Origin of the sequence: Tenacibaculum caenipelagi (assembly GCF_004363005.1) — a bacterium.
GTDB classification, from domain to species: Bacteria; Bacteroidota; Bacteroidia; order Flavobacteriales; family Flavobacteriaceae; genus Polaribacter; species Polaribacter caenipelagi.
In genome coordinates this window covers 148,775-171,603 of the sequence record NZ_SNYH01000002.1, presented here as the reverse complement: position 1 = coordinate 171,603, position 22,829 = coordinate 148,775, and the positions used below count along the sequence as shown (strand labels likewise).

Here is a 22,829-nt window from a genome sequence, read left to right as displayed (position 1 = left end):
TTATATTTGCAGTTATGTCAATTGATAACTGTGTATGGGATTAGTAACACCTAAAGAAGTTGCAAAAGCAATAGGAGCCGATAAGTTCGGGGTTTTCGGAACGTTTTCAGGTTGGTTGCTGATGAAAGTTTTACGAATTTCTACTGCCAATGAAATTTATAACAAGCATAAACATAAAAAAGATTTACCTTTTTTAAATGGTCTGCTTAATGAGTTTCAGATAGAGTTTGAAATTCCTGAAGAAGACTTAAAACGTATTCCTAAAGAAGGACCGTTTATTACTATTTCTAACCATCCGTTAGGAGGAATAGATGGTATTTTATTATTAAAACTCTTGTTAGAGCACAGAGCCGATTACAAGATAATTGCTAATTTTTTATTGCATCGAATAGAGCCTTTAAAGCCCTATGTAATGCCTGTAAACCCTTTTGAAAATCATAAGGATGCAAAATCGAGTGTTACAGGTATAAAAAGTGCACTATCTCACTTACAAGAAGGAAAGCCTCTAGGGATTTTTCCAGCAGGAGAAGTGTCTACCTATCGCGATGGAAAATTAGTGGTAGATAAAGAATGGGAGCAAGGAGCTGTACGTTTGATTAAGAAAGCCAAGGTGCCTGTAATTCCTATCTATTTTCATGCTAAAAACAGTCAACTGTTTTATACATTATCTAAAATTAGTGATACGCTTAGAACAGCAAAGCTTCCATCAGAATTATTATCTCAAAAGCATAGAGTTATTAAGGTGAGAATTGGTAAGCCTATTTCGGTAAAAGACCAAGATGCGTTTGCTGAAATTCCTGATTTCTATCAATTTTTGCGTAGAAAAACATATATGTTGGCAAATCCGTATGAGAAAGCATCTCCAAAAATTTTGTCAACTCAAAATCTAAAAATTCCGAAGAAAGCTAAAAAAATTACTTCTCAAAAATCTCCCGATTTATTTGTAAAAGAAGTAGATACCTTACGAGAAAAAGGAAGCAGGTTATTAGAAAGTAAGAATTATGAGGTGTTTTTTGCAAGTGCTAAGGAGATTCCAAATATTTTACATGAAGTAGGGCGTTTACGAGAAATTACGTTTAGAGAAGTAGGAGAAGGAACAAATAAAACGATTGATTTAGATAGGTTTGATAAGTACTACCACCATTTATTTTTATGGGATAATGATCAAAAAAGATTGGTTGGAGCTTATAGAATGGGCCTAGGGAAAGATATTTTTAAAAAACACGGAATAAATGGTTTTTATATTCAAACCTTGTTTAGAATAGAACCAGAATTATATCCTATGATGGAGAAAACCATTGAAATGGGACGTGCTTTTATTATTAAAGAGTATCAACAAAAACCAATGCCTCTTTTCTTATTATGGAAAGGAATTGTGCATGTTACTTTACGTTACCCTGAGCATAAATATTTAATGGGAGGAGTAAGTATTAGTAATCAGTTTTCAGAATTCTCAAAATCATTGATGATTGAGTTTATGAAGTCGCATTACTACGATCCGTACGTGGCACAGTATATTCATCCTAAGAAAGAATTTAAGGTAAAGTTAAAAGATGCTGATAAAGACTTTGTATTTGACGCGACAGAGGCAGATATGCAAAAGTTTGATAAGATTATCGATGAATTAGAACCAGGAGAATTACGCATTCCAGTATTGATTAAGAAGTACGTAAAGCAAAATGCACGATTAGTGGCGTTTAATGTAGATCCGAAGTTTAACAATGCAATAGACGGATTAATGTACATCAAAGTAGCAGATATACCAGAAAGTACCGTTAAGCCTGTGATGGAAGAATTTCAGGCAGAGTTAGAACGTCGTGCCGCTGAAAACTTGAATAAGTAGTTCTGAAAAAATAAACCTAATAAAAAAGCATCGTACTTAGTACGATGCTTTTTTGTTTATATATTATTTAATAATAGATTACTTAAATAACCTAAACAAATCATTACCGTTAGCAAATAATAGCAATGCTATTAATAAGATAAATCCTGTGATTTGAGCATATTCTAAGAACTTATCACCAGGTTTTTTACCCGTTATCATTTCCCATAAGGTAAACATTACATGACCACCATCTAATGCTGGAATTGGCAACAAATTCATAAACCCTAACATGATAGATAAAAAGGCAGTAATGTTCCAAAACGTTTGCCAGCTAAATTCAGAAGGGAAAATACTTCCAATAGAAATAAACCCACCTAAACCTTTATAAGCACCAGTACTTGGATTAAAAATCTTTTTCATTTGCTTAATGTAGTTGGTTAAGGTAGTCCAAGCTTTGTTAGTTCCTGCAGGAATGGCTTCACCAAAAGAATAGCTTTTTTCTGCTAAGTTATAATATCCTAATTTTTCTAGATCAGGTAAAGATAAACCAGCAGCAGCAACTCCTAATTTTCCTTCTTGGGTTACTTTTGCGGGAATTTCCACATTTTTATCACCTCTTTTTACAGTAACCTTAATGTCTTGCCCTTTATTGTTCCCCAATTCAACTTGAACTTGGTCAAAATAGGTTGTTGGAGCTCCATTGATAGCAGTTACAATATCCTTTTTTTGTAGCCCACTTTTACTGTTTGGAGAATCTTCAGGAATCTGCGCAATTACAAAAGGTTGTCTGTAGCTTATAAACGGTCCAGCATCTTTACCTCTATCAACTAGTTTTGAAATAAAATCAGTAGGAATCTCTTTTTCAAGAACCGTCCCGTTTCTTTCTATCGTATAGTTATTTCCATTAATGAACTCTAAAGGAAGTTCTCTAAATTTTTCAATTTTTTGTCCATCAACAGTTAAAATTTTATCTCCTGTTTCTAAACCTAAATCTTTTCCTAATTGATCTTGTACCCAAACACCATCTTTTAAACTTTCGTTAGGCAAGTACTTCTCTCCATATACCCACATCAAACAGATGTAAATTAATATACCCAAAACAAAGTTTACAAAAACACCACCTAGCATAATTATTAAACGTTGCCATGCTGGTTTAGAACGAAATTCCCAAGGTTGTGCTGGTTGTTTCATTTGTTCGGTATCCATGCTTTCATCAATCATACCTGCAATTTTTACATAACCTCCTAACGGAATCCAACCAATACCATATACAGTTTCTCCTATTTTCTTTTTAAATAATGAGAATTTGTAATCGAAAAATAAGTAAAACTTTTCTACACGGGTTTTAAATAATTTAGCTGGAATAAAGTGTCCTAATTCGTGTAAAACAATTAGGAGCGATAAGCTTAAAATAAATTGAGATGCTTTTATTAATATTTCCATAAAAGGTGTTTGTCTAAATTTTAAATCTGACAAATGTACGTTTTTCAGTACAGTTCTAAAAGTTTGTATTGTAGTTGAACTTTGGTTTTAACAAACTTTTTAGTATAGTCGTTTATAAAGCTTGTTTTTAGTCGTATTTTTGCAGAAAATTTTAGTACTGTGGATATTAAATTCTTTAAAAAATCAAAAAGCACCTTAATTTTTCTTTTAGTTTTTTGTGCTATTGGAGTTCCAGTTTATTATCATTTGGTAAAAGTTGATAAAAAACTGCCTATATATAACCCTGCTGATTTCAATCCTAAATTGGTAGATGCATCAGTAAGAAATAAAACAAAAAATCATAGAGTAGGTGAGTTTACCTTGATTAATCAAAACGGTGATACTGTTACCAATGCTGATTATAAAGGAAAAATTTATATAGCCGATTTCTTTTTTACACGTTGCCAAACCATATGTATTCAGATGGCGTATAATATGAGTGAGTTGCAAGAACATTATAAAAATGATGATGATATCATGTTTTTGTCACATTCAGTAACTCCAGTAATGGATAGCGTACCACAATTACGAAAGTATGCTGATGAAAAAGGAGTGATTGATGGAAAATGGAATGTTACAACAGGAGATAAAAAACACATTTACAATTTAGCACGTAAACACTATTTTGCTGTTTTAGATGAAGGTGATGGAGGAGAAAATGATTGGGTGCATACCGAAAACTTTGTGTTAATTGATAAACAAGGTCGTATCAGAGGTTCGTATGATGGAACCAAAAAAGAAAACATGCAAAAAATTATTGATGATATTACGTTGTTAAAGGAAGAATACGTAAAATAGTTATTTACGTTTCTTTCCTTCTTCGTCAAAATTCTTATTAATCTCTTGTTCAGTTTTAATAACTGATACAGCTAACGATAATAGCATAATTGCCATTGGTTGCCATGATAATTCTTTAACCATGTAAGCTAACACTAAAGCAGCAACTAATGAAATAGCTGAATATTTTAAGAATTCTTTGGTGAAAAAGGCATTGGCAAATTGCCAAATAATATCATTTTTCATCGTTTTATTCGTTCGGTAACCGTAAATGCTATTGATTTTCTTTGGAGGGAAAAAATGAAAAATAAGACTAAATAAAAAAAGCAATCCGTTTACTGAAAGTACGTAATAAAAAGGGTTCATGGTTTAGTTTTTAATTGACTCAATAATTCCTTTTAACAAGGTGTTTACATCTACATTTTTGGTAAGTCCTGTACGAACGATTACCAAATCCTGATCTGGCAAAATAAACACATTTTGACCTTTATAACCATTAAATGAGAACATATTTTTAGGAACATCAGGATGTTTACCACCTTTGTTTAACCAAATTTGGGCACCGTACCTACCATTTGAAGTTGGAGTAGGGGTTGTAGCGTAGCTTACCCAATCTTTATCAAACAAATGCTCTCCGTTCCATTCACCATTGTGTAAGTATAATAGACCTAGTTTAGCCCAATCTCTTGCAGTAGCCCAAGCATATGACGAACCTACATAGTGATTGCTCATATCGGTTTCAACAACCATAGAGTTCATGCCAATTTTGTCAATTAAGGCACTATACCAAAAATCGAGGTACTCTTGTTGACTATTGAACTGCTTACGTAAAAACCCTGATAATAAATTGGTGGTTCCAGAAGAGTAATTCCAAGTTTCGTTTGGTTTCCCTATTAAAGGCTTGTTCACTTGAACTTTGGTCATATTCTTTTCTAAAAACAACATTTTTGTAACGTCAGAAATGGTATTGTAATCCTCGTTCCATTCCAATCCTGAATTCATCTGTAATAAATTATGAATCGTAATGTTTTTACGGTCATCATTTTCCCATTCTGGAAACAAGTTATTGGCTTTTAGATTTATTTTACCTTGGTGTTTTAAAATACCGAATAACGTACCGGTAATACTTTTAGTCATAGACCATCCTAATTGCTTTGATTCTTTGGTAAAACCTGTATCGTATTTTTCAACTATAATTTTGTCTTTATATACTACCAAAACTGAACGTATTTTATTTCTATTGTTGAAAATAGTATCAATGGTTTCATTTAATTTTTTATAATCTATATTCGGAAAAATCGTGTCTTTATGATTTGCGTTTCCATAAGGAAAAGGTATTGTATGATTTGGTTTCGACCGTTTTGGGGTGAGTTGAGGTTTTGTGATATCAAAATCACTTGTAACTAAAACAGCTCCCAGTCCTTCTCTATATACTGCTTTCCTTTTTAGTAATCCATAAACTGAGCCCGTAGCAGATTTTTCTTTAACATCTATTTCATCAGAGGTGATATTAATAGGAGAAAAATTATTATCATTTGCATCAGTAAATTCTAAACTTCTCCCTGCAAGAAATACCGAAGAAGCGGTGTTTTTTGCAGAATACCCAGCAAGAATGTTTAGCTTCGGATAATTGTAGAAAACGACAATACCTAAGGTGATTAAAAATAGTATAAGTACTCTTTTGATTTTTTTCATTTAACCCTGTTTTTAACAAATGTAAGAATTTAATTATTTGATGTTTGTATTTGAAATGCAAGCCCTACCTTTGCGGTAAATTTGACTTTCATATGTTTACTGTAGATAAAATTCGAGCAGATTTTCCTATTTTAAATAGAGAAATACACGGAAAAAAATTAGTGTATTTAGATAACGGAGCAACTTCGCAAACTCCGCAAGTAGTTATAGATGCTATTGTTGATTATTATACTAATTACAATGCTAATATTCACAGAGGAGTGCATACCCTGAGTCAAGAGGCTACAGATAAATACGAAGAAGCACGAATTAAGATTCAGCAACATTTTAATGCAAAACATTCGTATGAAATTATTTTAACTTCAGGAACAACACATGGAATTAATATTGTGGCTTCTGGTTTTGCATCAGTTTTACATGAAGGGGATGAAGTAATCGTTTCAGCATTAGAGCATCATTCTAACATTGTGCCTTGGCAAATGTTGTGTGAAAAAACAGGAGCAATTTTAAAAGTGATTCCTATGGATGAAGACGGTTCTTTGCGTATGGATATATATCATGAATTATTGAATCCTAAAACAAAACTAGTTTTTTGTAACCATGTTTCGAATGCTTTAGGAACGATCAATCCGATTAAAGAAATTATTCATGCAGCACACAAATTTGGAGCTTATGTGTTGATTGATGGAGCACAGGCTGTTCCACATGTAAAACCAGATGTGCAAGCATTAGATGCTGACTTTTATGTTGCATCAGCTCATAAAATGTGTGGACCAACTGGAGTTGGAATGTTGTATGGTAAAGAAGAGTTACTTGAGTTATTGCCACCATATCAAGGAGGAGGAGAGATGATAGAAACCGTTACTTTTGAAAAAACCACCTATGCTGGTTTACCTCATAAGTTTGAAGCAGGAACCCCAAATATTTGTGGAGGTATTGCTTTTGGTGTGGCTATAGATTATATGAATTCGGTTGGTTTTGATAATATTCAACAACAAGAGAATGAATTATTAGCTTATGCGACAGCAGAGTTAGAAAAAATAGAAGGACTAAAAATCTACGGAACTAGTGATAAAACCTCGGTAATATCTTTTAATTTGGATGGAATTCATCCGTATGATGTTGGGGCTATTTTAGATAAATTAGGAGTAGCAGTTCGTACAGGACATCACTGTGCGCAGCCTATTATGAATTTTTACTGTATTCCAGGAACAGTAAGAGCTTCATTTACTTTTTATAATACCAAAGAAGAGGTCGATGTACTTGTAAGTGCAGTAAAAAAAGCTCAAATGATGTTAAGTTAAAACACAAAAAAAGTAGTTATAAAAAAAGCCTCCAATTGGAGGCTTTTTTAGTTGTTATATGGTGTTTTTTATTAATCTCTCGACATAAATATCTGTAATACATACCAGAATAATAACATTAAAGAAGCAAACAAGCCTAGTGCTGCTGGAATGTAATCATTTGTAGAGAATTTATGAACTAAGTTAGATGTTTGGTATAAAATTGATCCTGCAGCTAATACACACATTCCAACTGAGAACCACAACCCTAAGTTAAAACCAAATAAAGCTCCTGCAATAATTAATGCGATAGCGATAAAAAATCCAACTGACAAACCAGCTCTGATAAAAGAAAAATCTTTCTTCGTAATAAATACGATTGAAGAAATGCCTGCAAATAACCCTAAAGTAACAATACCGGCTTGTTTAATTATCTCAAAATTGTTGGTATAAGTAATTGCAATGTAAATCAATGGAATAAAAATAAAAGCTTCTGCAAAAATATATCCAGAATAGGCTAAGTATTGCAGGTTCTTATCAGAAGTTTTAAGAGCTGTACTTTCTGCATAATTGGTAATTAACATGAAACCACCTAACAATAACAACCATTTATATCCTTGCGTCATAGACAAGGCAAATTCTACTATAGTAGCACTTTGTAAAAATAAATATTCAAACAAAATGAATAAAAATACACCACCAGCTACATGTGCGTAAGTTTTTTTGTAAAAAGAAATTCTATCAGCTTCTGAAACATGTGCAACAAGTACTTTTTGGTTAAATGAGTTTTCCATAATTAATTTTTAAGTTAAGGGTAAATATATATTTTTTTACTGATTTTGGAATTGCTTTTTTTGTGTGAAAATAATTCAATAAACGATTATTAAAAATTTGGATTTTTTATTTAATGTTGTTTAAAATTGACGTTTTTTTAATCTATTTGTTAAAATTTAATGTTATGAAAATTTCATAAAAGGCTTGTTTAGAAGTGATGAATACTAAGGAATTAACTTTTTTTTAACTTTTTTTTAACTTTGGAAAAAAGTTATATATTGCAAATCGTTAAAAAACCCTTCATATTGTTATTAAAATAGCAATAATTTGGCAACTTTATTAATAACACAAAGTAGTTGTCAAAAGTTTTTTAGCAAAGTTCATTGCTTAAAGCAATTTTTAATTAACTAATTTTTTTTAATTTTTCACAACATGAAAAGAATTTTTTTAACACTAGCTGTGGCGGCGTCTGTTTTAGTAGGATGTCAAGAAAATGCTAAAGACGAAGCATTACCAACTCAAGAAGCAATTGACATGAGCGACTTCTATGTAGAAACTGAAGAAGTTTCTCATAAAGGTGGTTCTGAGCAATGTCACTCTATGAGAGTTTTAAACCGTCAACTTAAAGAAAACCCAGGATTATACAAGAAAATGTATGATATTGAGTATGCGACAAGAAAAGTATCTGCTGAAAAAGGGAAGCCAGGAGGCGGATCTGGAGGTGGAGATGTTGATGTAGCTCCGATTGAAGACGGATTAGGAATTATTAACATTCCTGTGTATGTACACGTTGTTTTACCTAACTCAAACAGTGTGTCAAATACACAAATTCAAGCACAAATGAATGTGTTAAATGACGATTTTAGTAATCCAAATACAAATCAACTTCCTTCAGGAGCTACTGATTTTATCAATGATGCAACTGATACAGGAATTCAATTTACTTTAGCAGGTACTTTCAGACATGATGATCCTAAGTCTTCTTGGGGAACTAACGATGCTGTAAAAGCTGCTTATCCTCCAATTACTCCAGAAACTCACTTAAACGTATGGGTATGCGAAATAGGGGGAGGTATTTTAGGATATGCTCAATTCCCAGGAGGTAACTCTTCTACTGATGGTGTAGTGTTATTAGCAGGAAGCTTACCAGGTGGTTCTTCTGCTCCATATAACTTAGGTAGAACTGCAACTCACGAAGTTGGTCACTACTTAAATTTACGTCACATTTGGGGAGACGGAAGATGTCGTCAAGACGATTTCGTAGCTGATACTCCATCTTCTGGCGGTGCAAACTACGGATGTCCATCATATCCTACTGTAAATTGTCAATCAGCTGATATGACTATGAACTACATGGACTATACAAACGATGCTTGTATGTACATGTTTACTGATGGTCAACGTAACAGAATGAGAGCTATTTTTGCTTCAGGTGGTGCTAGAGCTTCAATGATTAACTAGAAAACCAAAGTCTTTTCAAAAGACGTTCTCAATAATTATTATAATTATTTTACAAAAGCCAAGAGATTTAAATCTCTTGGCTTTTTTGGGTTTAAGTTGTAATTATTTGGTATATAGTATTTTACTTTTATTTTAAGGTTAAAAATGGTATCTTGTAGACACAAATAACTAACCTTTTAAAAAACGAATAATTATGAAAAAACTTTTTTTAGGACTAATAGTCATAATGGGAGCTTTTATAGGCTGTCAAGAGAATTCTAAAAACGAAGCATTACCAGCGCAAGAGGCAATTGATATGAGTGACTTCTACGTGCAAACTGAAGAACTTTCTCACAAAGGCAGCTCTGAGCAATGTTATTCTATGAGGGTATTAAACCGCCAACTTCAAGAAAATCCAGGATTATATAAGAAAATGTATGATGTTGAATATGCTACTAGGAAATTTTTAAACAGTAAAAAACCAGATGGAACACCAGGAGGTGGAAATGGAGGAAATAATGGAGGTGGAGACACCGATGTAGATGTGCAACCTATTGAAGATGGATTGAATATTTCAATTCCTGTTTATTTTCATGTAGTATTGCCAGATGCAAGTCAAGTAAGTAATTCAGACATTCAATCTCAAATGAATGTGATTAATAGTGACTTTACGAGCCCAAATACAAATCAACTTCCATCTGGGGCAACTAACTTTATTAACGATGCTACTAACACAGAAATTACTTTTACGCTAGCAGGTACTTTTAGACACAATGATTCTAGATCAGAATGGGGAACGAGAGATGCAGTTAAACAAGCATACCCACCAATTACTCCAGAAACTCACTTAAACATTTGGGTGTGTAATATTGGTGGAGGTATTTTAGGATATGCTCAATTCCCAGGAGGAAACTCAGCAACAGATGGTGTTGTTATACTACACTCTAGTTTACCAGGAGGTTCAGCGGCTCCGTATAACTTAGGTAGGACTTTAACTCACGAGATAGGGCACTATTTAAATTTACGTCATATTTGGGGTGATGGAAGATGTCGTCAAGACGATTTCGTAGAAGATACTCCATCTTCAGACTCTGCAAACTATGGGTGCCCGTCATATCCTGATGTTAGTTGTAAGTCTGCTGATATGACTATGAACTACATGGATTATACTGATGATGCTTGTATGTATATGTTTACTGATGGTCAACGTAACAGAATGAGAGCTATTTTTGCTCCAGGAGGAGTTCGATCTTCTATGATTAATTAGAAAGAAAAGTCTTTTAAAGACGTTCCCGATAATTATTACAATTATTATGAAACCGAGAGATGCACATCTCTCGGTTTTTTTTACTTTTATGGAATAAATAATTTTTACTTTGAAGAATATAAAATTCCCTACGCCACATACTATTTTATTGCTAATTGCAGGATTTGTAGCCATTTTAACTTGGTTAGTGCCAGCGGGTAAGTTTGATACATTGCAGTATCAAAAAAGCAGTAATTCATTCACATATTTACATCTAGAGGAAGAGAAAATAATAGCTGCAAGTCAAGAAACATTAGAAAGTTTAGGAATTAAAATTCCGTTAGATAAATTTACTAATGGAGATATTTCAAAACCGATTAGTGTGCCAGGAACGTATACCCAATTAGACGCAAAACCTCAAGGTTTTTTAGATTTTTTCAAGTCGCCTATTAAAGGAATTATTCAATCGTCAGATATTATCCTATTTGTACTAATTTTAGGAGGCATTATAGGGATAATGAATTTTACAGGAGCTTTTGATGCTGGAATAGCTTGGTTAGCCAAAACTTTAAAAGGAAAAGAATATTGGTTAATATTTGTAGTTACTACATTGATTGCAGCGGGAGGGACTACTTTTGGTTTAGCAGAAGAGACTATTGCATTTTACCCGATATTAATACCCATATTTTTAGCAGCAAAATACGATGCCATAGTAGCTTTGGCTTGTGTTTACATAGGATCATCTATAGGAACCATGTGTTCAACGGTAAATCCATTTAGTGTGATTATAGCTTCAGATGCAGCGGGTATTAATTGGACAACAGGTTTTACAGGAAGATTGCTTATGCTTATCGGTGGAATTATTATTTGTGTGATTTACATCTTACGTTATGCCAATAAAGTTCAAAAAGATCCTTCAAAATCTATTATTTATGATCAAAAAGAAATGATTGAAAACTTATTTGGTAATGCTACTTCGAATACCCATACGTTAACAGGAAGGTTACGTATCATTTTAACCATTTTTGCTTTGTGTTTTGTAATCATGATTTATGGTGTTTCACGTTTAGGTTGGTGGTTCGAAGAAATGACAGTGGTATTTTTAATAGGAGCCATCTTAATAGGTTTTTTAGCAAAAATGAAAGAAGAAAACTTTGTAACCACATTTATTAAAGGAGCAAATGATTTGTTAGGAGTTGCTTTTATTATTGGTATAGCTCGTGGTGTATCTGTTTTAATGGAACAAGGTTTAATAAGCGATACTATTTTACAACACGCTAGTGAGTTTACGACTGGAATGTCAAAGGGAGTTTTTACCAATGTAATGTTGTTTATTTATTCAGGTTTATCATTCTTCATTCCAAGTTCATCAGGTATGGCTGTATTAACAATGCCAATTATGTCTCCGTTAGCAGATACTGTTGGGATAGGTAGAGAAGTTATTGTAAATGCATATCAATATGGGATGGGATTATTTGCTTTTATCAATCCTACGGGGTTAATTTTAGCGTCATTAGCGATTGTGAAAGTAGGATATGATAAGTGGCTGAAGTTTGTCATTCCATTGGTAATCATTTTGACTGTTTTTACGATGATTGTACTGACTATTCAGGTATATTTTTAGAAAAAAATGCATAGAGTATATTCTCTTATTTTATTAACTGTTTTCTTTGGGTGTACTCCTGCAAAAAAATCAACGAATATGAATACAAAAATTGTCATTGCTCACCGAGGAGCGTCTGGCTATTTACCTGAACATACTATGGAAGCCAAAACTATGGCGTATGCGATGAATCCTGATTATATAGAGCAAGACTTGGTGTTAAGTAAAGATGATGTTCCTATTGTTATTCATGATATTGAGTTGGATGATGTTACCGATGTTGCTGAAAAATTTCCTGAAAGGAAACGAGAAAACGGTCGCTTTTATGTAATTGATTTTACATTTGATGAATTACAGCAATTGAATGTAACTGAGCGCTTCAATCCAAAAACAGGAACACAAGTATATCCAAACCGATTTCCGAAAGGAAAAGGGAGTTTTAAGCTGCATTCTTTTCAGCAAGAAATAGAATTAATTCAAGGATTGAATCAATCAACGGGTAGAAACATCGGGATTTATCCTGAGATTAAAAATCCAGAGTTTCATCATCAACATGGAAAAGATATTGCTAAAATTACCTTGAAGATTCTTTCAGAATATGGCTATAAAACGAAAAAAGATAACTGTATATTCCAGTGTTTTGATGCAAAGGAGTTAGAACGAGTTCGTACTGAATTACAATCGGAATTGTTTTTAGTACAACTAATTGAATTTCCTGAAGAAGTAGAGCAGTTACCCTATTATGCAACCTATGCTGATGGACTGGGGCCTTGGTATAAACAAATTTTAGATAAAAAAGTAGGGAGTAAGTGGCAGTTTACAACTTTAGTTGAAGATGCTCATAAACTGAGGTTACAGGTGCATCCCTATACATTTAGAGAAGATCAACTAGATGAGTTTTCATCTTTTGAAGAAATGCTACAAGTCTTGTTTTTTGAAGCCAATATTGATGGGGCATTTACAGATTTCCCTGATAAGATGGTACAATATTTAGCTATACAGTAACCTCTAGTAATTTTTTTCTGTAAACAGAAAGCAGTTTTGATTTAGAAATAAAGCCGACATACACCCCGTTTTTAATAACGGGTAAATTCCAAGCACCGCTTTCTTTAAATTTTTGCATTACCTTTTCGGTAGTATCATTGTAAAAAATAATAGCAGGAGCAATTTTTAAGATGTCTTTTACTGTAGTGGTTTCATATAACTCTTGGTTAAACATCATAGGTCGAATATCGTCTAGCAAAACGATTCCCATAAATTTATTTTCATCATCAACTACTGGGAAAATATTTCGTTTCGATTTTGATACTGCTTCTTTTAGCATTTGACCAAGGCTCATCTCAGGATGAATTTTAATAAAATTTTTCTCAATAACTTGGTTCATTTTCATCATCATCATCACATTTTTGTCTTTGTTATGTGTGATTAATTCACCACGCTCAGCCAACTCAATAGTATAAATAGAGTTTGATACAAAGTATTTAGTAATAGCGTATGAAATAGCAGAAACTAGCATAAGCGGAACAAACAAATCGTAACCACCAGTAATTTCAGCAATTAAGAAAATGGCAGTTAAGGGAGCGTGTAAAACTCCGGCCATTAATCCAGTCATGCCAATCAAAGTAAAATTAGTTTCAGAGACGTCAAATCCAAATTGATTGATAATTTTTGCAGTTACACTCCCTAAAGCGCTTCCCATTACTAGTGTTGGAATGAAAATTCCTCCAACTCCACCAGCAGCAAAAGTGGTTGTCATGGCAATAACTTTAAAAACACCTATAATTAATAGAAAAAGGATGACCATCCATACATTTTCAAAGTTGATATTATAATGTATGCTTTCTAAAGCTTTACCAGCATTTTCTGATAATAAGTTATTTATAATTCCATACCCTTCACCAAATAATGGAGGAATTAAAAAAAGCATCAACCCAATAGCAATTCCCCCAAAAATTAGTCGTTTAAAGGGATTGAATTTTTTAAAAAAGTTGATGATTTGAAAGTAGATTTTTGAGAAATATACTGAAGAGAATCCTGTAAATACAGCTAAAATCACATAAAAAGCCAAATCATTAATCTCAAATGCTTCTTGCAATTTTACACTAAACAAAACATCTTTTCCTAAAAAGAAATAGGAAGTAATTACGGCAGATACTGATGCTAGTAATAGTGGAACTAAGGAAGCAAAAGCTAGATCTAAACTAAAAATTTCCAACGCAAAAATAATAGCTGCAATTGGAGCTTTAAACATAGAAGACATAGCGCCAGCAGTTGCACAACCAATTAATAGCATACGGGTTCTCATATTCATATGAAACAATTGAGCTACTCCAGAACCTAATGCAGCTCCCGTGCTTACTGCAGGTCCTTGTAATCCTACAGAACCTCCAAAACCAACTGTAATTGGAGCCGTTATAAGTGACGCATAAATTTTGTATTGCTCTATGATTCCGTTTTTTTTAGAAATAGATTGTAATGTGGTAGAAATACCATGGCCAATATCTTTTTTTATGAGATATTTTTTTATGTAGTATAACAAGAATAACCCGATGATAGGGAAAATAAAATATAGAGAGTGATGGTAGTCTCTAATAAGTCCATCTTCTAAAATATTATGAAGATAGAAGGTGAAGTTTTTAAGAATTAATGTACCAATACCCGCTAAGAAACCAACTAAAACACTTAATACATAAACAAATTGACGTTCGGAAATATATTTATACCTCCAAATAAGTATTCTTTTATAAATCTCTTTTGATGATAGCATTGTGTATTAGATTCTTAGTTGATATATGAAAAACTAGCTATGAATAATTAAAGATATAATTTATTAAGAAATGTTGTGAGTTTTTACATAAAAGAAAACCCCAAACTAATTTTAGTGTGGGGTTTGTGTTTTACTAATCATTACGAAACACAATGTGTATTATGGTTAAATCGATCATTAAAAGTGAGATTACTTCATTTCACTCTTAATAAAGTTAGATGCTTAATTTTTACGAATGTTCGTTGTATTCAATAATACTTTGAAAAAAAAATGATAAAATTAAAGTAACAAATTGTTATAGATGAATACTAATATATAGTTAATTTTACCTAAATACTCTATTTATAGTACAGATGACAATACAGGATTTTATAAACTTACTTAGTAATAACTCACAGGTTATAATAAATTATTATTTGGTTCTATTGGTAATTTCATTATGTGGTTTATTATCAGTACATGAAAACAATTTTAAATCGCCTGTAACATATCTATATACAATTTTAGTATATGCAATAGCAACCCCAGGGATGTTATCCTTTATTTTAGTAGTCTATAATCTTTTCTTTCTGAAACAAAATTTAATAAACCTACCGATTGTTGTGTATTACTTGCCTTTAATAGCAATGATTGTTTTATTATTAGTTATTCATAAAACAATAACTTTAAAGAAGATTCCTGGGTTTGATAGACTTTTAGGATTGTTTACAACAATACTAATAACTTTATTTCTAACATATTTTATTCAAAGAATTTTTATAGGAGTGTTTTTTATAGGAGGTCTTACACATCTGTTTGTTATTTTCATAGTTCTTTTAGTATTGTTAAAAATAGGGTGGAGCAAACTTGTTAAATAGCAGAAATCTTTGATCCGTACTACGTCGTTATTTTTTTTTAGATTTGTTGAAATTCTATGTATACTATGTTAAAAAATTTAAAATCATTATTTATTACAGATGATGAGTCTGATAAAAAGAAAGAGCCTATTGAAAAGAAGAAAGAGTCTTCACAAGAACAAACAAAAGAAAAACAAGTAAGTTCGTTAGAAAATCAGAAGAAAACTATTGCTGGTGAGATAGATAGCGAAATTATAGAAAAATTACTTCAAGCAATTGAAAAAAATAATTTAGAAGGTTTTGATTATTTAGAGTTCAAAAAAGCATTAAAAGCTTTAGAGAAAATACCCATGGAGGAAGCTACGAAATATCGTTCAACTTTTGCAACGGCTTCAACAATGGGAGTTACTTTAGATAAACTTATTGATTCTACAGCTCATTATATTAAAGTGTTAGATAGTGAGAATAATACTTTTTTAAAGGCTTTTGAAAAGCAACTAATTTCTAAAGTAGGAAACAAGGAAAAGGAAATTAGTCAGTTTGAAAGTATCATAGGAGAGAAATCAGAAAAAATTAAGCAATTAACAGAAGAAATAGCAAAACACCAATCTCAAATTATTGAGTTGAGAAAAACTGTAGATGAAAGTAAAATGAAAATAGATAAAACAAAAAATGATTTTAGATTATCACATTTGCATTTACGTACTCAATTAGAACAAGATATCGAAAAAATGAAGCAATATTTGAAGTAATATGGAAAATTTGACACCAAAATCGTTTTGGGAAAGACCAGAGGGTAAAACAGGTATTTTGTTTACAGGACTTATAGGAGCTGGGGCATTATATGGTTTGTATAAGGTGCTTCCTTATCTTATTACAATAGTAGAAAATACATTGTATTTAGGCGTTTTATTGGCAGTGTTAGGAGCTGTCATTTATATGATTTTGGATCCTAAAATGCGGACGCTAATCTTCTATATGTATAAATCTTTTATGCGTTGGTTAACGGGGCTTTTCATTCAAATTGACCCTATAGGGATTTTAAAGAGTTATGTTGATGATCTAAAAAATAACTTAAAGAAAATGAACAAGCAAATTGCCGTTTTAAAAGGGCAAATGAGAAAGCTTCAACAAATAATGGACGACAATAATAGAAGTATAAACAATAACCTAAAGTTAGCAAGCGCAGCAAAAGAAAAAGATAAGAAAGGAATTATGATTCTTAAATCTAGAAAAGCAGGTAGATTAAAAGAATCTAATATAAAGCTTGACGAACTGTATAGGAAGATGGAAATTTTATACAGAGTACTTGCCAAAATGTATGAAAATTCTGAAATTTTGTTAGAGGATATAGAAGACCAAGTAATAGTAAAAGAACAGGAAAGAAAAGCAATTAGAGCAAGTCATTCAGCAATGAAATCAGCAATGAATATAATTGCAGGAAATTCTGACAAGAAAGAAATGTTTGATAGAGCATTAGAAGCTATTGCTGATGATGTGAGTATGAAGATTGGAGAAATGGAACGCTTTATGGAAATGTCTAATAGTTTTATGGATTCTATAGACTTACAAAACGGAATTTTTGAAGAGGAAGGGTTAGAATTACTCGCGAAATGGGAAAAAGAAGGAGTGTCCTTAATTTTAGGAAATCAAAAAGATTTATTGGTTAATGACAGTCATACTGTTGATTTAGACGCACCAATATTAAAGCAAAACAGAAATAATCAAGATAATCAATATTCAGATTTATTTAATTTTTAACATCAAATCAAACTAATAATTATGGCAGGAAAAAGGTTAACTCCATTATCAAAAATTCTAATTGTAGTAGTGATAATTGGAGGGGTGTACTACTTATTAAATAAGCTAAGAGACCCAAAAGTAAAAGAAAAAATAAGTGAAGTTGCATCTAGTTCTAAGGACGGATATAATGATGTTTTAAATATTGGAGTAGTAACCTGGGGAGGGTATGCAGGAGGACAATATTTTAATGAAGGGTTTAAGGCAAATACAAGTTCAAGATTTTATAAAGACTATGGTTTTAAGGTTAATTTTAAAGTAATTGACGATTTTGATGCATCAAGAGATGCTTTTAAAAATGGAGACATAGATTTAATGTGGGCAACTATTGATGCATTTCCAACTGAGGTAGCCGGATTAGCTCAATATGAACCTCAAGTAGTATTTCAAGCAGATTGGAGCCGTGGAGGTGATGCAATTGTAGCAAGAAGAGGAATAAATAAGGTAAGTGATTTAAAAGGAAAGAAAATTGCTGTAGCGCCTATGACCCCATCTCACTCATTTTTAATTTGGTTGTTAGAAGCAGGAGATTTAACACCAAAAGACGTATCAATAATCGAGGTGCCTAGTGCTATTGATGCTGCAGATGCTTTTAAAAGCGGAACTGTTGATGCTGCTGTTGTATGGAGTCCAGATGATGCAGATTGTGTTAGTAAAGTAGCGGGTTCAAGAGTATTAGAAAGTACCAAAAATGCTACACATATTATTGCGGATGTTTTTGTAGCTAAGAAAGAATTTATAGAAACACATAAAGACCAATTACGTGATTTGTATGAAGGATGGATGATTGGAGCTTCAGAATTAAACAACTCTGATGCTAATAAGAAAAAAGCAGCTAAAATTTTAGCAGAAGGATTGTCACAACCAGAAGACTTTTGTTATGACGCAATAAATAATGTTCGATTGGCTACTCATGGAGATAATGAAAACTTTTTTGGGTTAAATCAAAATTATAATGGTGTTACAGGAGAAGACCTTTATAATAAAATGAAAGTAAAATATAATGATTTAGGATACAGTACATCTGGAGCTAAGAGTTGGAGGTTGCTCTCTACCAAAGATTTAGTATCAAAAACAACATCACTGACAGGAGCTAATCACATAGCTGAAAAACAAAAAGAATTTACGGTTGTTAGTGATGATTTAGCTAAGAAGGAATCATTGTCTTCAAAAAAAGTAAGAATATCATTTAATACAGGGCAATACAAGTTAGGCGAAAATGCAAAGCAGTTAATTGATGTTCAATTTACTTCAATAGCTAGAGCATTTGCCAATGCAAGAATTAGAATTGAAGGGAATACTGACAATGTTGGTAATAGAAATTCAAATATAGTTCTGTCAAAGAAAAGAGCACAATCGGTTGCTGATTATTTGATAGCAGAGCATAACATGCCTAAAAATAGATTTATAATCATAGGAAACGGTCCTGACAAACCTATTTCGGGTTGTGAAGGAAACCAAGATGCTGATTGTAGAGCTAAGAATAGAAGAACTGACTTTGAATTAGTAGTAGACTAATGAGCAACAGTTTTAAAAAGTTATTTGAGTTACGGGGAGAACTAGAATACAAACAAAAAATTACGCTTACCGTATTAGGAGGCGTAATTCTTGTTTTAGTTTGGTTTTTGATGGCCGAAGTTTTGGCAAAAACAGTGGTAACACAAAGTGAGTCTATAAAGATATCATCATTAAAGGAAGAGAATAAACTGTATTATGAAAATGATTCTACTTTAGTTGCAAATTATGATAAACTTGAAATTTTAAGTCAAGAAGAATTAAATCAATACGGATTGATAAAGAATAAAGTTTATCCTTTATTACCATCACCCATTAAAGTAATTAAGGCATTTCCTGAGTTAAATAAAGATGATGATGTAATAGGGAATACTTTTTTCTCTATAAAATTGAATGTGTTAGGTTATTTATTGGCAATATTAGTAGCAATTCCTATAGGTTTTCTATTAGGATTAGTACCACTATTTCGTGGGTTATTTAGTAGAATAATTGATTCGTATCGTTTTATACCACTAACAGCTGTAACTGGTATTTTTATAATGTGGCTAGGTTTAGGAAGCGAAATGAAAGTGTTTTTTTTAGCTTTTGGTATTATTGTCTATTTAATACCTGTTGTGGTGCAACGAATTGATGAGGTTCAAAAAGTCTATTTGAATACAGTATTTACTTTAGGGGCATCAACTTGGCAAACTATTAAAACAGTATACATTCCTTACGTTTTATCAAAGTTGATTGATGACATTCGTGTGTTAACAGCTATTTCTTGGACTTATATTACTATTGTTGAAATGTTAAATAAAGGAGGTGGAATAGGAGAGTTAATTTGGACTGCAAAAAGACAAAGTAGAATAGATAAGGCATTTGCTATTCTAATTATTATTGTAATTATAGGTATACTTCAAGACAGGTTATTTGTAATGATAGATAAAATATTTTTTCCATTTAAACACGTTAATAAAACTAATAAGCATTAAGTATGGCATTAGATTTTTTTGATAACCCACAATCACAAAATATTATTGAGCTCCGTGGAGTACATCAATCATATAACAATGGAAAAACACAAATTATAGAGAACCTAGATTTATTAATTGAAGACAAACCAATGCAGGGGCAGTTTTGTGTTATTCTGGGAATGTCAGGTTGTGGTAAATCTACAGTATTAAGATATATAGCAGGGTTACAAGAACCTACTTTAGGAAAAGTTTTAGTTAAAGGAAAGCCTGTTAGTAAAGAGAACCGAGTGAGCATGGTGTTTCAGCAATATTCATCATTACCATGGATGACGGTTTTGGAAAATGTAGGGTTAGGGCTACAATTTCAAGGTGTTTCCAAGAAAGAAAGAGATGAAAAAGCAATGGAAATGATTCAGCTGGTAGGGCTAGATGGGCATGAAAAAAAGTTTGCTCAATATCCTAACCTGTCAGGAGGGCAGTTACAAAGAGTAGCTATTGCTAGAAGTTTAATGTCTAATCCTGAAATTTTATTAATGGATGAACCTTTTGGAGCTTTAGATGTAAAAACAAGGCTACAGATGCAAGATTTACTTATAGGTATTTGGGAGAAGTTTAGCCCTACCATTTTGTTTGTAACTCATGATATTCAAGAAGCAGTTTATTTGGCTGATGATATTTATATCATGAAGCATGCTCCATCTAATTTTGTTAAGCATATTAATGTCGATTTGCCATTTAACCGTAACAGAGATACTAAAAGAATGGCGCATTTTGATGAATTAGTTCATTTAGTAGAAGATACCATGATGCAAATAGATACGGAGCATTAGTATAACTTTTGTATGTCTTTCAAAAAGAGCTTTGTAGGGAGTGGGTTATAGGTAACCATAATTAATTAGATTACACTCTAAAATAAGTAAATATATAATAATAGCTATGTACAACTCAAAGCAGTTTAAAATTGTCGATCATTTTTTTTTAAAATTAGAAGAGAAAGAGCGATTTTTTTTTAGAAAAGGAAAAACACTAAATCCACTTAAAATAATAAGTCTTTCTAATTTTTTTTCTGGATTAAAACTAAAAGAAGAAGATGTTTTACTAATATATATTTCTAAAGAAGAGCATGATTATGTTGATTTTATAGTTACAACAAAAAATATTCATACCAAAAGCACAGTATTTCCTTTAGAAATCTTAGCATTAAATAATACTTATTTTAATCAATTTCCAGAAGAACATATAAGTAAATTAAAGCAGCTTTTAGAAGATTTATTAGCGAAGCAAGAACAAGAAAAAAAGAACCTAGATTATTTTACCAATAAATTTAAAGAGTTTGTAAATCAAAAAGAAAATCAAGAGAATGACTATGTCATAGATTATGGTTTTCTTGAGGTTTTAAAAGAAGAAGGAGAAAAATTACAAGACTTAGCTGAAGACTTAAATCAAAACAAACATTTTTCTGAAATTATCAATACCATAGTTCAAAAGACAGACGAAGCAATTGAGTTTAAGGCAGAACATGTTATTTTACAAGATCTCATAAAAGTGTATAATAAAACTTTTGTGTTGCATAACCAAAAAGATGAATCTACTTTAAAGGTTAAGTTTTTGCTCGCTTTTTTATTTGAAAAACTTCAGGGTAATGACATAATTAGCAGTCTTACAATCGAAAGAATTAACACTTTTGTTACCTCTTCAAGTTTTGATAAAAATATTCAGATTATTCAAAAAGCAAGACTTTTTGATTTGGGGGATACGTACAAGAACGAATTTTTGTTACCACTTATTCTTAAAAAACTCAACAACAATCATTTCACAAAATCAACGTCTTTTTTATACAGAATAGCCTCTTTAATTACAAAAGCAGATGGAACTGTTTCAGAAGAAGAGAAAGGCGTTTTAAAAGAAATTAATACTAGTTTGCTTCATCCTAAGCAAAGTCTTCAAGGAGTTAAATTTACAGAGGTTGATGAAAATGAAACATTACAGGATGTTTTAGATGAGTTGCATGAATTGATAGGTTTGGAACCTATAAAAGTAGCTATTGAAGAGTTAACAAATTTTTTAAAAGTTCAGAAGCTACGCGAAAAAGAAGGTTTAAAAACAGTAAATAACGCACTACATTCTGTGTTTATGGGGCCTCCTGGAACAGGTAAAACAACAGTGGCTCGTTTAGTATCCAAAATATATAAACATTTAGGATATTTAGAAAAAGGACATCTTGTAGAGACAGATAGAAGTGGTATGGTAGCGGGTTATGTTGGTCAGACAGCATTAAAAGTAGAAGAAATAGTCAATTCTTCCTTAAATGGAGTATTGTTTATAGACGAAGCTTATGCTTTAGCGAAAGAGAACAAACAAGATTTTGGAAATGAGGCTATTGAAGTGCTATTAAAAAAAATGGAGGATCACCGTAAAGAGCTGGTGGTAATTGTAGCTGGTTATCCTGATGAAATGAAAGATTTTATTACTTCAAACCCAGGTTTACAGTCACGTTTTAATAGATATTTTACATTTAATCATTACAAAACCAGTGAATTATTAAATATTTTTGAATTGTTCTGTAAAAAGAATGATTTTGTACTAACCGAAGATGCTCGTGAAAAACTAAGCTTTATTTTTGATAAGTTTTATGAGGAAAAAAATGAGCATTTTGGTAATGCCAGAGTTGTAAGAAATTTGTTTGAAAAAATTATTGAATACCAAGCGAACAGAGTTGTTGGTATTGCTCCAATTACGGTGGATGTTTTGAAAACTATTATTGAAGAAGATATACCGCCAGTAAACCAAACAATAGAAAAATATTTACAGTTTCAAGAAGAGCAATAAA

The 22,829-nt window shown here is 31.9% G+C and carries 18 protein-coding genes; 13 read left to right on the top strand and 5 right to left on the bottom strand.

Features of this window, described 5'->3' with window-relative positions:
• The first annotated feature begins 34 nt into the window (after positions 1 to 34).
• Positions 35 to 1,843, top strand: a complete 1,809-nt coding sequence (locus DFQ07_RS04305) for a GNAT family N-acyltransferase (RefSeq protein WP_133535049.1) — start codon at positions 35 to 37, stop codon at positions 1,841 to 1,843.
• 78 nt (positions 1,844 to 1,921) lie between these two features.
• Here DFQ07_RS04305 and rseP read toward each other — a convergent pair whose 3' ends face one another.
• On the bottom strand, positions 1,922 to 3,268 hold the full coding sequence (rseP, locus tag DFQ07_RS04300; protein WP_133535048.1) for an RIP metalloprotease RseP: 1,347 nt from the start codon (positions 3,266 to 3,268) through the stop codon (positions 1,922 to 1,924).
• Positions 3,269 to 3,427: 159 nt separating this feature from the next.
• Between rseP and DFQ07_RS04295 the strand changes: the two genes are divergently transcribed.
• Positions 3,428 to 4,105 (top strand): SCO family protein, encoded by a 678-nt coding sequence (locus tag DFQ07_RS04295; RefSeq protein ID WP_133535047.1) that lies wholly within the window; start codon positions 3,428 to 3,430, stop codon positions 4,103 to 4,105.
• Here DFQ07_RS04295 and DFQ07_RS04290 read toward each other — a convergent pair whose 3' ends face one another.
• A complete protein-coding gene (locus DFQ07_RS04290; protein ID WP_133535046.1) occupies positions 4,106 to 4,450 on the bottom strand; it encodes an SdpI family protein in 345 nt (114 codons plus the stop codon). It lies immediately after the preceding gene.
• A 3-nt stretch (positions 4,451 to 4,453) separates the two neighbouring features.
• Entirely contained in the window at positions 4,454 to 5,779 is a 1,326-nt protein-coding gene (locus tag DFQ07_RS04285) for a serine hydrolase domain-containing protein (protein WP_133535045.1), read from the bottom strand.
• 92 nt (positions 5,780 to 5,871) lie between these two features.
• Here DFQ07_RS04285 and DFQ07_RS04280 point away from each other — a divergent pair, with 92 nt between their 5' ends.
• A complete protein-coding gene (locus tag DFQ07_RS04280) occupies positions 5,872 to 7,083 on the top strand; it encodes an aminotransferase class V-fold PLP-dependent enzyme (protein ID WP_133535044.1) in 1,212 nt (403 codons plus the stop codon).
• A gap of 71 nt (positions 7,084 to 7,154) precedes the next feature.
• Here DFQ07_RS04280 and DFQ07_RS04275 read toward each other — a convergent pair whose 3' ends face one another.
• The gene (locus DFQ07_RS04275) at positions 7,155 to 7,856 is read right to left on the bottom strand and encodes a Bax inhibitor-1/YccA family protein (RefSeq protein WP_208107671.1); all 702 of its coding nucleotides are present in this window, start codon (positions 7,854 to 7,856) and stop codon (positions 7,155 to 7,157) included.
• Between the two features lie 412 nt (positions 7,857 to 8,268).
• Between DFQ07_RS04275 and DFQ07_RS04270 the strand changes: the two genes are divergently transcribed.
• The 4 genes from DFQ07_RS04270 to glpQ all read left to right on the top strand — a co-directional run bounded on the left by DFQ07_RS04270 (position 8,269) and on the right by glpQ (position 13,130).
• On the top strand, positions 8,269 to 9,297 hold the full coding sequence (locus DFQ07_RS04270; RefSeq protein ID WP_133535042.1) for a zinc metalloprotease: 1,029 nt from the start codon (positions 8,269 to 8,271) through the stop codon (positions 9,295 to 9,297).
• A 193-nt stretch (positions 9,298 to 9,490) separates the two neighbouring features.
• Entirely contained in the window at positions 9,491 to 10,543 is a 1,053-nt protein-coding gene (locus tag DFQ07_RS04265; RefSeq protein WP_133535041.1) for a zinc metalloprotease, read from the top strand.
• Positions 10,544 to 10,652: 109 nt separating this feature from the next.
• Positions 10,653 to 12,146 carry a YfcC family protein gene (locus DFQ07_RS04260; RefSeq protein WP_133535040.1) on the top strand — a complete coding sequence of 498 codons (1,494 nt, stop codon included), beginning with the start codon at positions 10,653 to 10,655 and terminating at the stop codon, positions 12,144 to 12,146.
• A 6-nt stretch (positions 12,147 to 12,152) separates the two neighbouring features.
• Positions 12,153 to 13,130, top strand: coding sequence for a glycerophosphodiester phosphodiesterase (gene glpQ, locus DFQ07_RS04255; RefSeq protein ID WP_133535039.1), 978 nt, complete (start codon positions 12,153 to 12,155; stop codon positions 13,128 to 13,130).
• Here glpQ and DFQ07_RS04250 read toward each other — a convergent pair.
• Positions 13,120 to 14,892, bottom strand: a complete 1,773-nt coding sequence (locus tag DFQ07_RS04250; RefSeq protein ID WP_133535038.1) for a chloride channel protein — start codon at positions 14,890 to 14,892, stop codon at positions 13,120 to 13,122. The two genes, glpQ and DFQ07_RS04250, sit on opposite strands and share 11 nt — an antisense overlap.
• 922 nt (positions 14,893 to 15,814) lie before the next feature.
• Between DFQ07_RS04250 and DFQ07_RS04245 the strand changes: the two genes are divergently transcribed.
• The 6 genes from DFQ07_RS04245 to DFQ07_RS04220 all read left to right on the top strand — a co-directional run bounded on the left by DFQ07_RS04245 (position 15,815) and on the right by DFQ07_RS04220 (position 22,828).
• Positions 15,815 to 16,480, top strand: a complete 666-nt coding sequence (locus DFQ07_RS04245) for a hypothetical protein (protein WP_133535037.1) — start codon at positions 15,815 to 15,817, stop codon at positions 16,478 to 16,480.
• 1 nt (position 16,481) lies between these two features.
• Positions 16,482 to 17,489 carry a PspA/IM30 family protein gene (locus DFQ07_RS04240; protein WP_133535036.1) on the top strand — a complete coding sequence of 336 codons (1,008 nt, stop codon included), beginning with the start codon at positions 16,482 to 16,484 and terminating at the stop codon, positions 17,487 to 17,489.
• A gap of 21 nt (positions 17,490 to 17,510) precedes the next feature.
• Complete coding sequence (locus DFQ07_RS04235) at positions 17,511 to 19,046, top strand: phosphate ABC transporter substrate-binding/OmpA family protein (protein ID WP_133535035.1); 1,536 nt, start codon at positions 17,511 to 17,513, stop codon at positions 19,044 to 19,046.
• Positions 19,046 to 20,017 carry an ABC transporter permease gene (locus tag DFQ07_RS04230; protein ID WP_133535034.1) on the top strand — a complete coding sequence of 324 codons (972 nt, stop codon included), beginning with the start codon at positions 19,046 to 19,048 and terminating at the stop codon, positions 20,015 to 20,017. The genes DFQ07_RS04235 and DFQ07_RS04230 overlap by 1 nt, the downstream gene beginning before the upstream one ends.
• A gap of 2 nt (positions 20,018 to 20,019) precedes the next feature.
• The gene (locus tag DFQ07_RS04225; protein WP_133535033.1) at positions 20,020 to 20,829 is read left to right on the top strand and encodes an ABC transporter ATP-binding protein; all 810 of its coding nucleotides are present in this window, start codon (positions 20,020 to 20,022) and stop codon (positions 20,827 to 20,829) included.
• 106 nt (positions 20,830 to 20,935) lie between these two features.
• Entirely contained in the window at positions 20,936 to 22,828 is a 1,893-nt protein-coding gene (locus tag DFQ07_RS04220; RefSeq protein WP_133535032.1) for an AAA family ATPase, read from the top strand.
• The last annotated feature ends 1 nt before the right edge of the window (position 22,829 follow it).

Bases quoted from the DNA above. Each gene is read 5' to 3' on its own strand.
- DFQ07_RS04230 (WP_133535034.1), top strand. From the start codon at position 19,046: ATGAGCAACAGTTTTAAAAAGTTATTTGAGTTACGGGGAGAACTAGAA.
- DFQ07_RS04250 (WP_133535038.1), bottom strand. From the start codon at position 14,892: ATGCTATCATCAAAAGAGATTTATAAAAGAATACTTATTTGGAGGTAT.
- rseP (WP_133535048.1), bottom strand. From the start codon at position 3,268: ATGGAAATATTAATAAAAGCATCTCAATTTATTTTAAGCTTATCGCTC.
- DFQ07_RS04285 (WP_133535045.1), bottom strand. From the start codon at position 5,779: ATGAAAAAAATCAAAAGAGTACTTATACTATTTTTAATCACCTTAGGT.
- DFQ07_RS04280 (WP_133535044.1), top strand. From the start codon at position 5,872: ATGTTTACTGTAGATAAAATTCGAGCAGATTTTCCTATTTTAAATAGA.
- DFQ07_RS04270 (WP_133535042.1), top strand. From the start codon at position 8,269: ATGAAAAGAATTTTTTTAACACTAGCTGTGGCGGCGTCTGTTTTAGTA.
- DFQ07_RS04305 (WP_133535049.1), top strand. From the start codon at position 35: ATGGGATTAGTAACACCTAAAGAAGTTGCAAAAGCAATAGGAGCCGAT.
- DFQ07_RS04265 (WP_133535041.1), top strand. From the start codon at position 9,491: ATGAAAAAACTTTTTTTAGGACTAATAGTCATAATGGGAGCTTTTATA.
- DFQ07_RS04225 (WP_133535033.1), top strand. From the start codon at position 20,020: ATGGCATTAGATTTTTTTGATAACCCACAATCACAAAATATTATTGAG.
- DFQ07_RS04290 (WP_133535046.1), bottom strand. From the start codon at position 4,450: ATGAACCCTTTTTATTACGTACTTTCAGTAAACGGATTGCTTTTTTTA.
- DFQ07_RS04220 (WP_133535032.1), top strand. From the start codon at position 20,936: ATGTACAACTCAAAGCAGTTTAAAATTGTCGATCATTTTTTTTTAAAA.
- DFQ07_RS04275 (WP_208107671.1), bottom strand. From the start codon at position 7,856: ATGGAAAACTCATTTAACCAAAAAGTACTTGTTGCACATGTTTCAGAA.
- glpQ (WP_133535039.1), top strand. From the start codon at position 12,153: ATGCATAGAGTATATTCTCTTATTTTATTAACTGTTTTCTTTGGGTGT.
- DFQ07_RS04235 (WP_133535035.1), top strand. From the start codon at position 17,511: ATGGCAGGAAAAAGGTTAACTCCATTATCAAAAATTCTAATTGTAGTA.
- DFQ07_RS04245 (WP_133535037.1), top strand. From the start codon at position 15,815: ATGTTAAAAAATTTAAAATCATTATTTATTACAGATGATGAGTCTGAT.
- DFQ07_RS04240 (WP_133535036.1), top strand. From the start codon at position 16,482: ATGGAAAATTTGACACCAAAATCGTTTTGGGAAAGACCAGAGGGTAAA.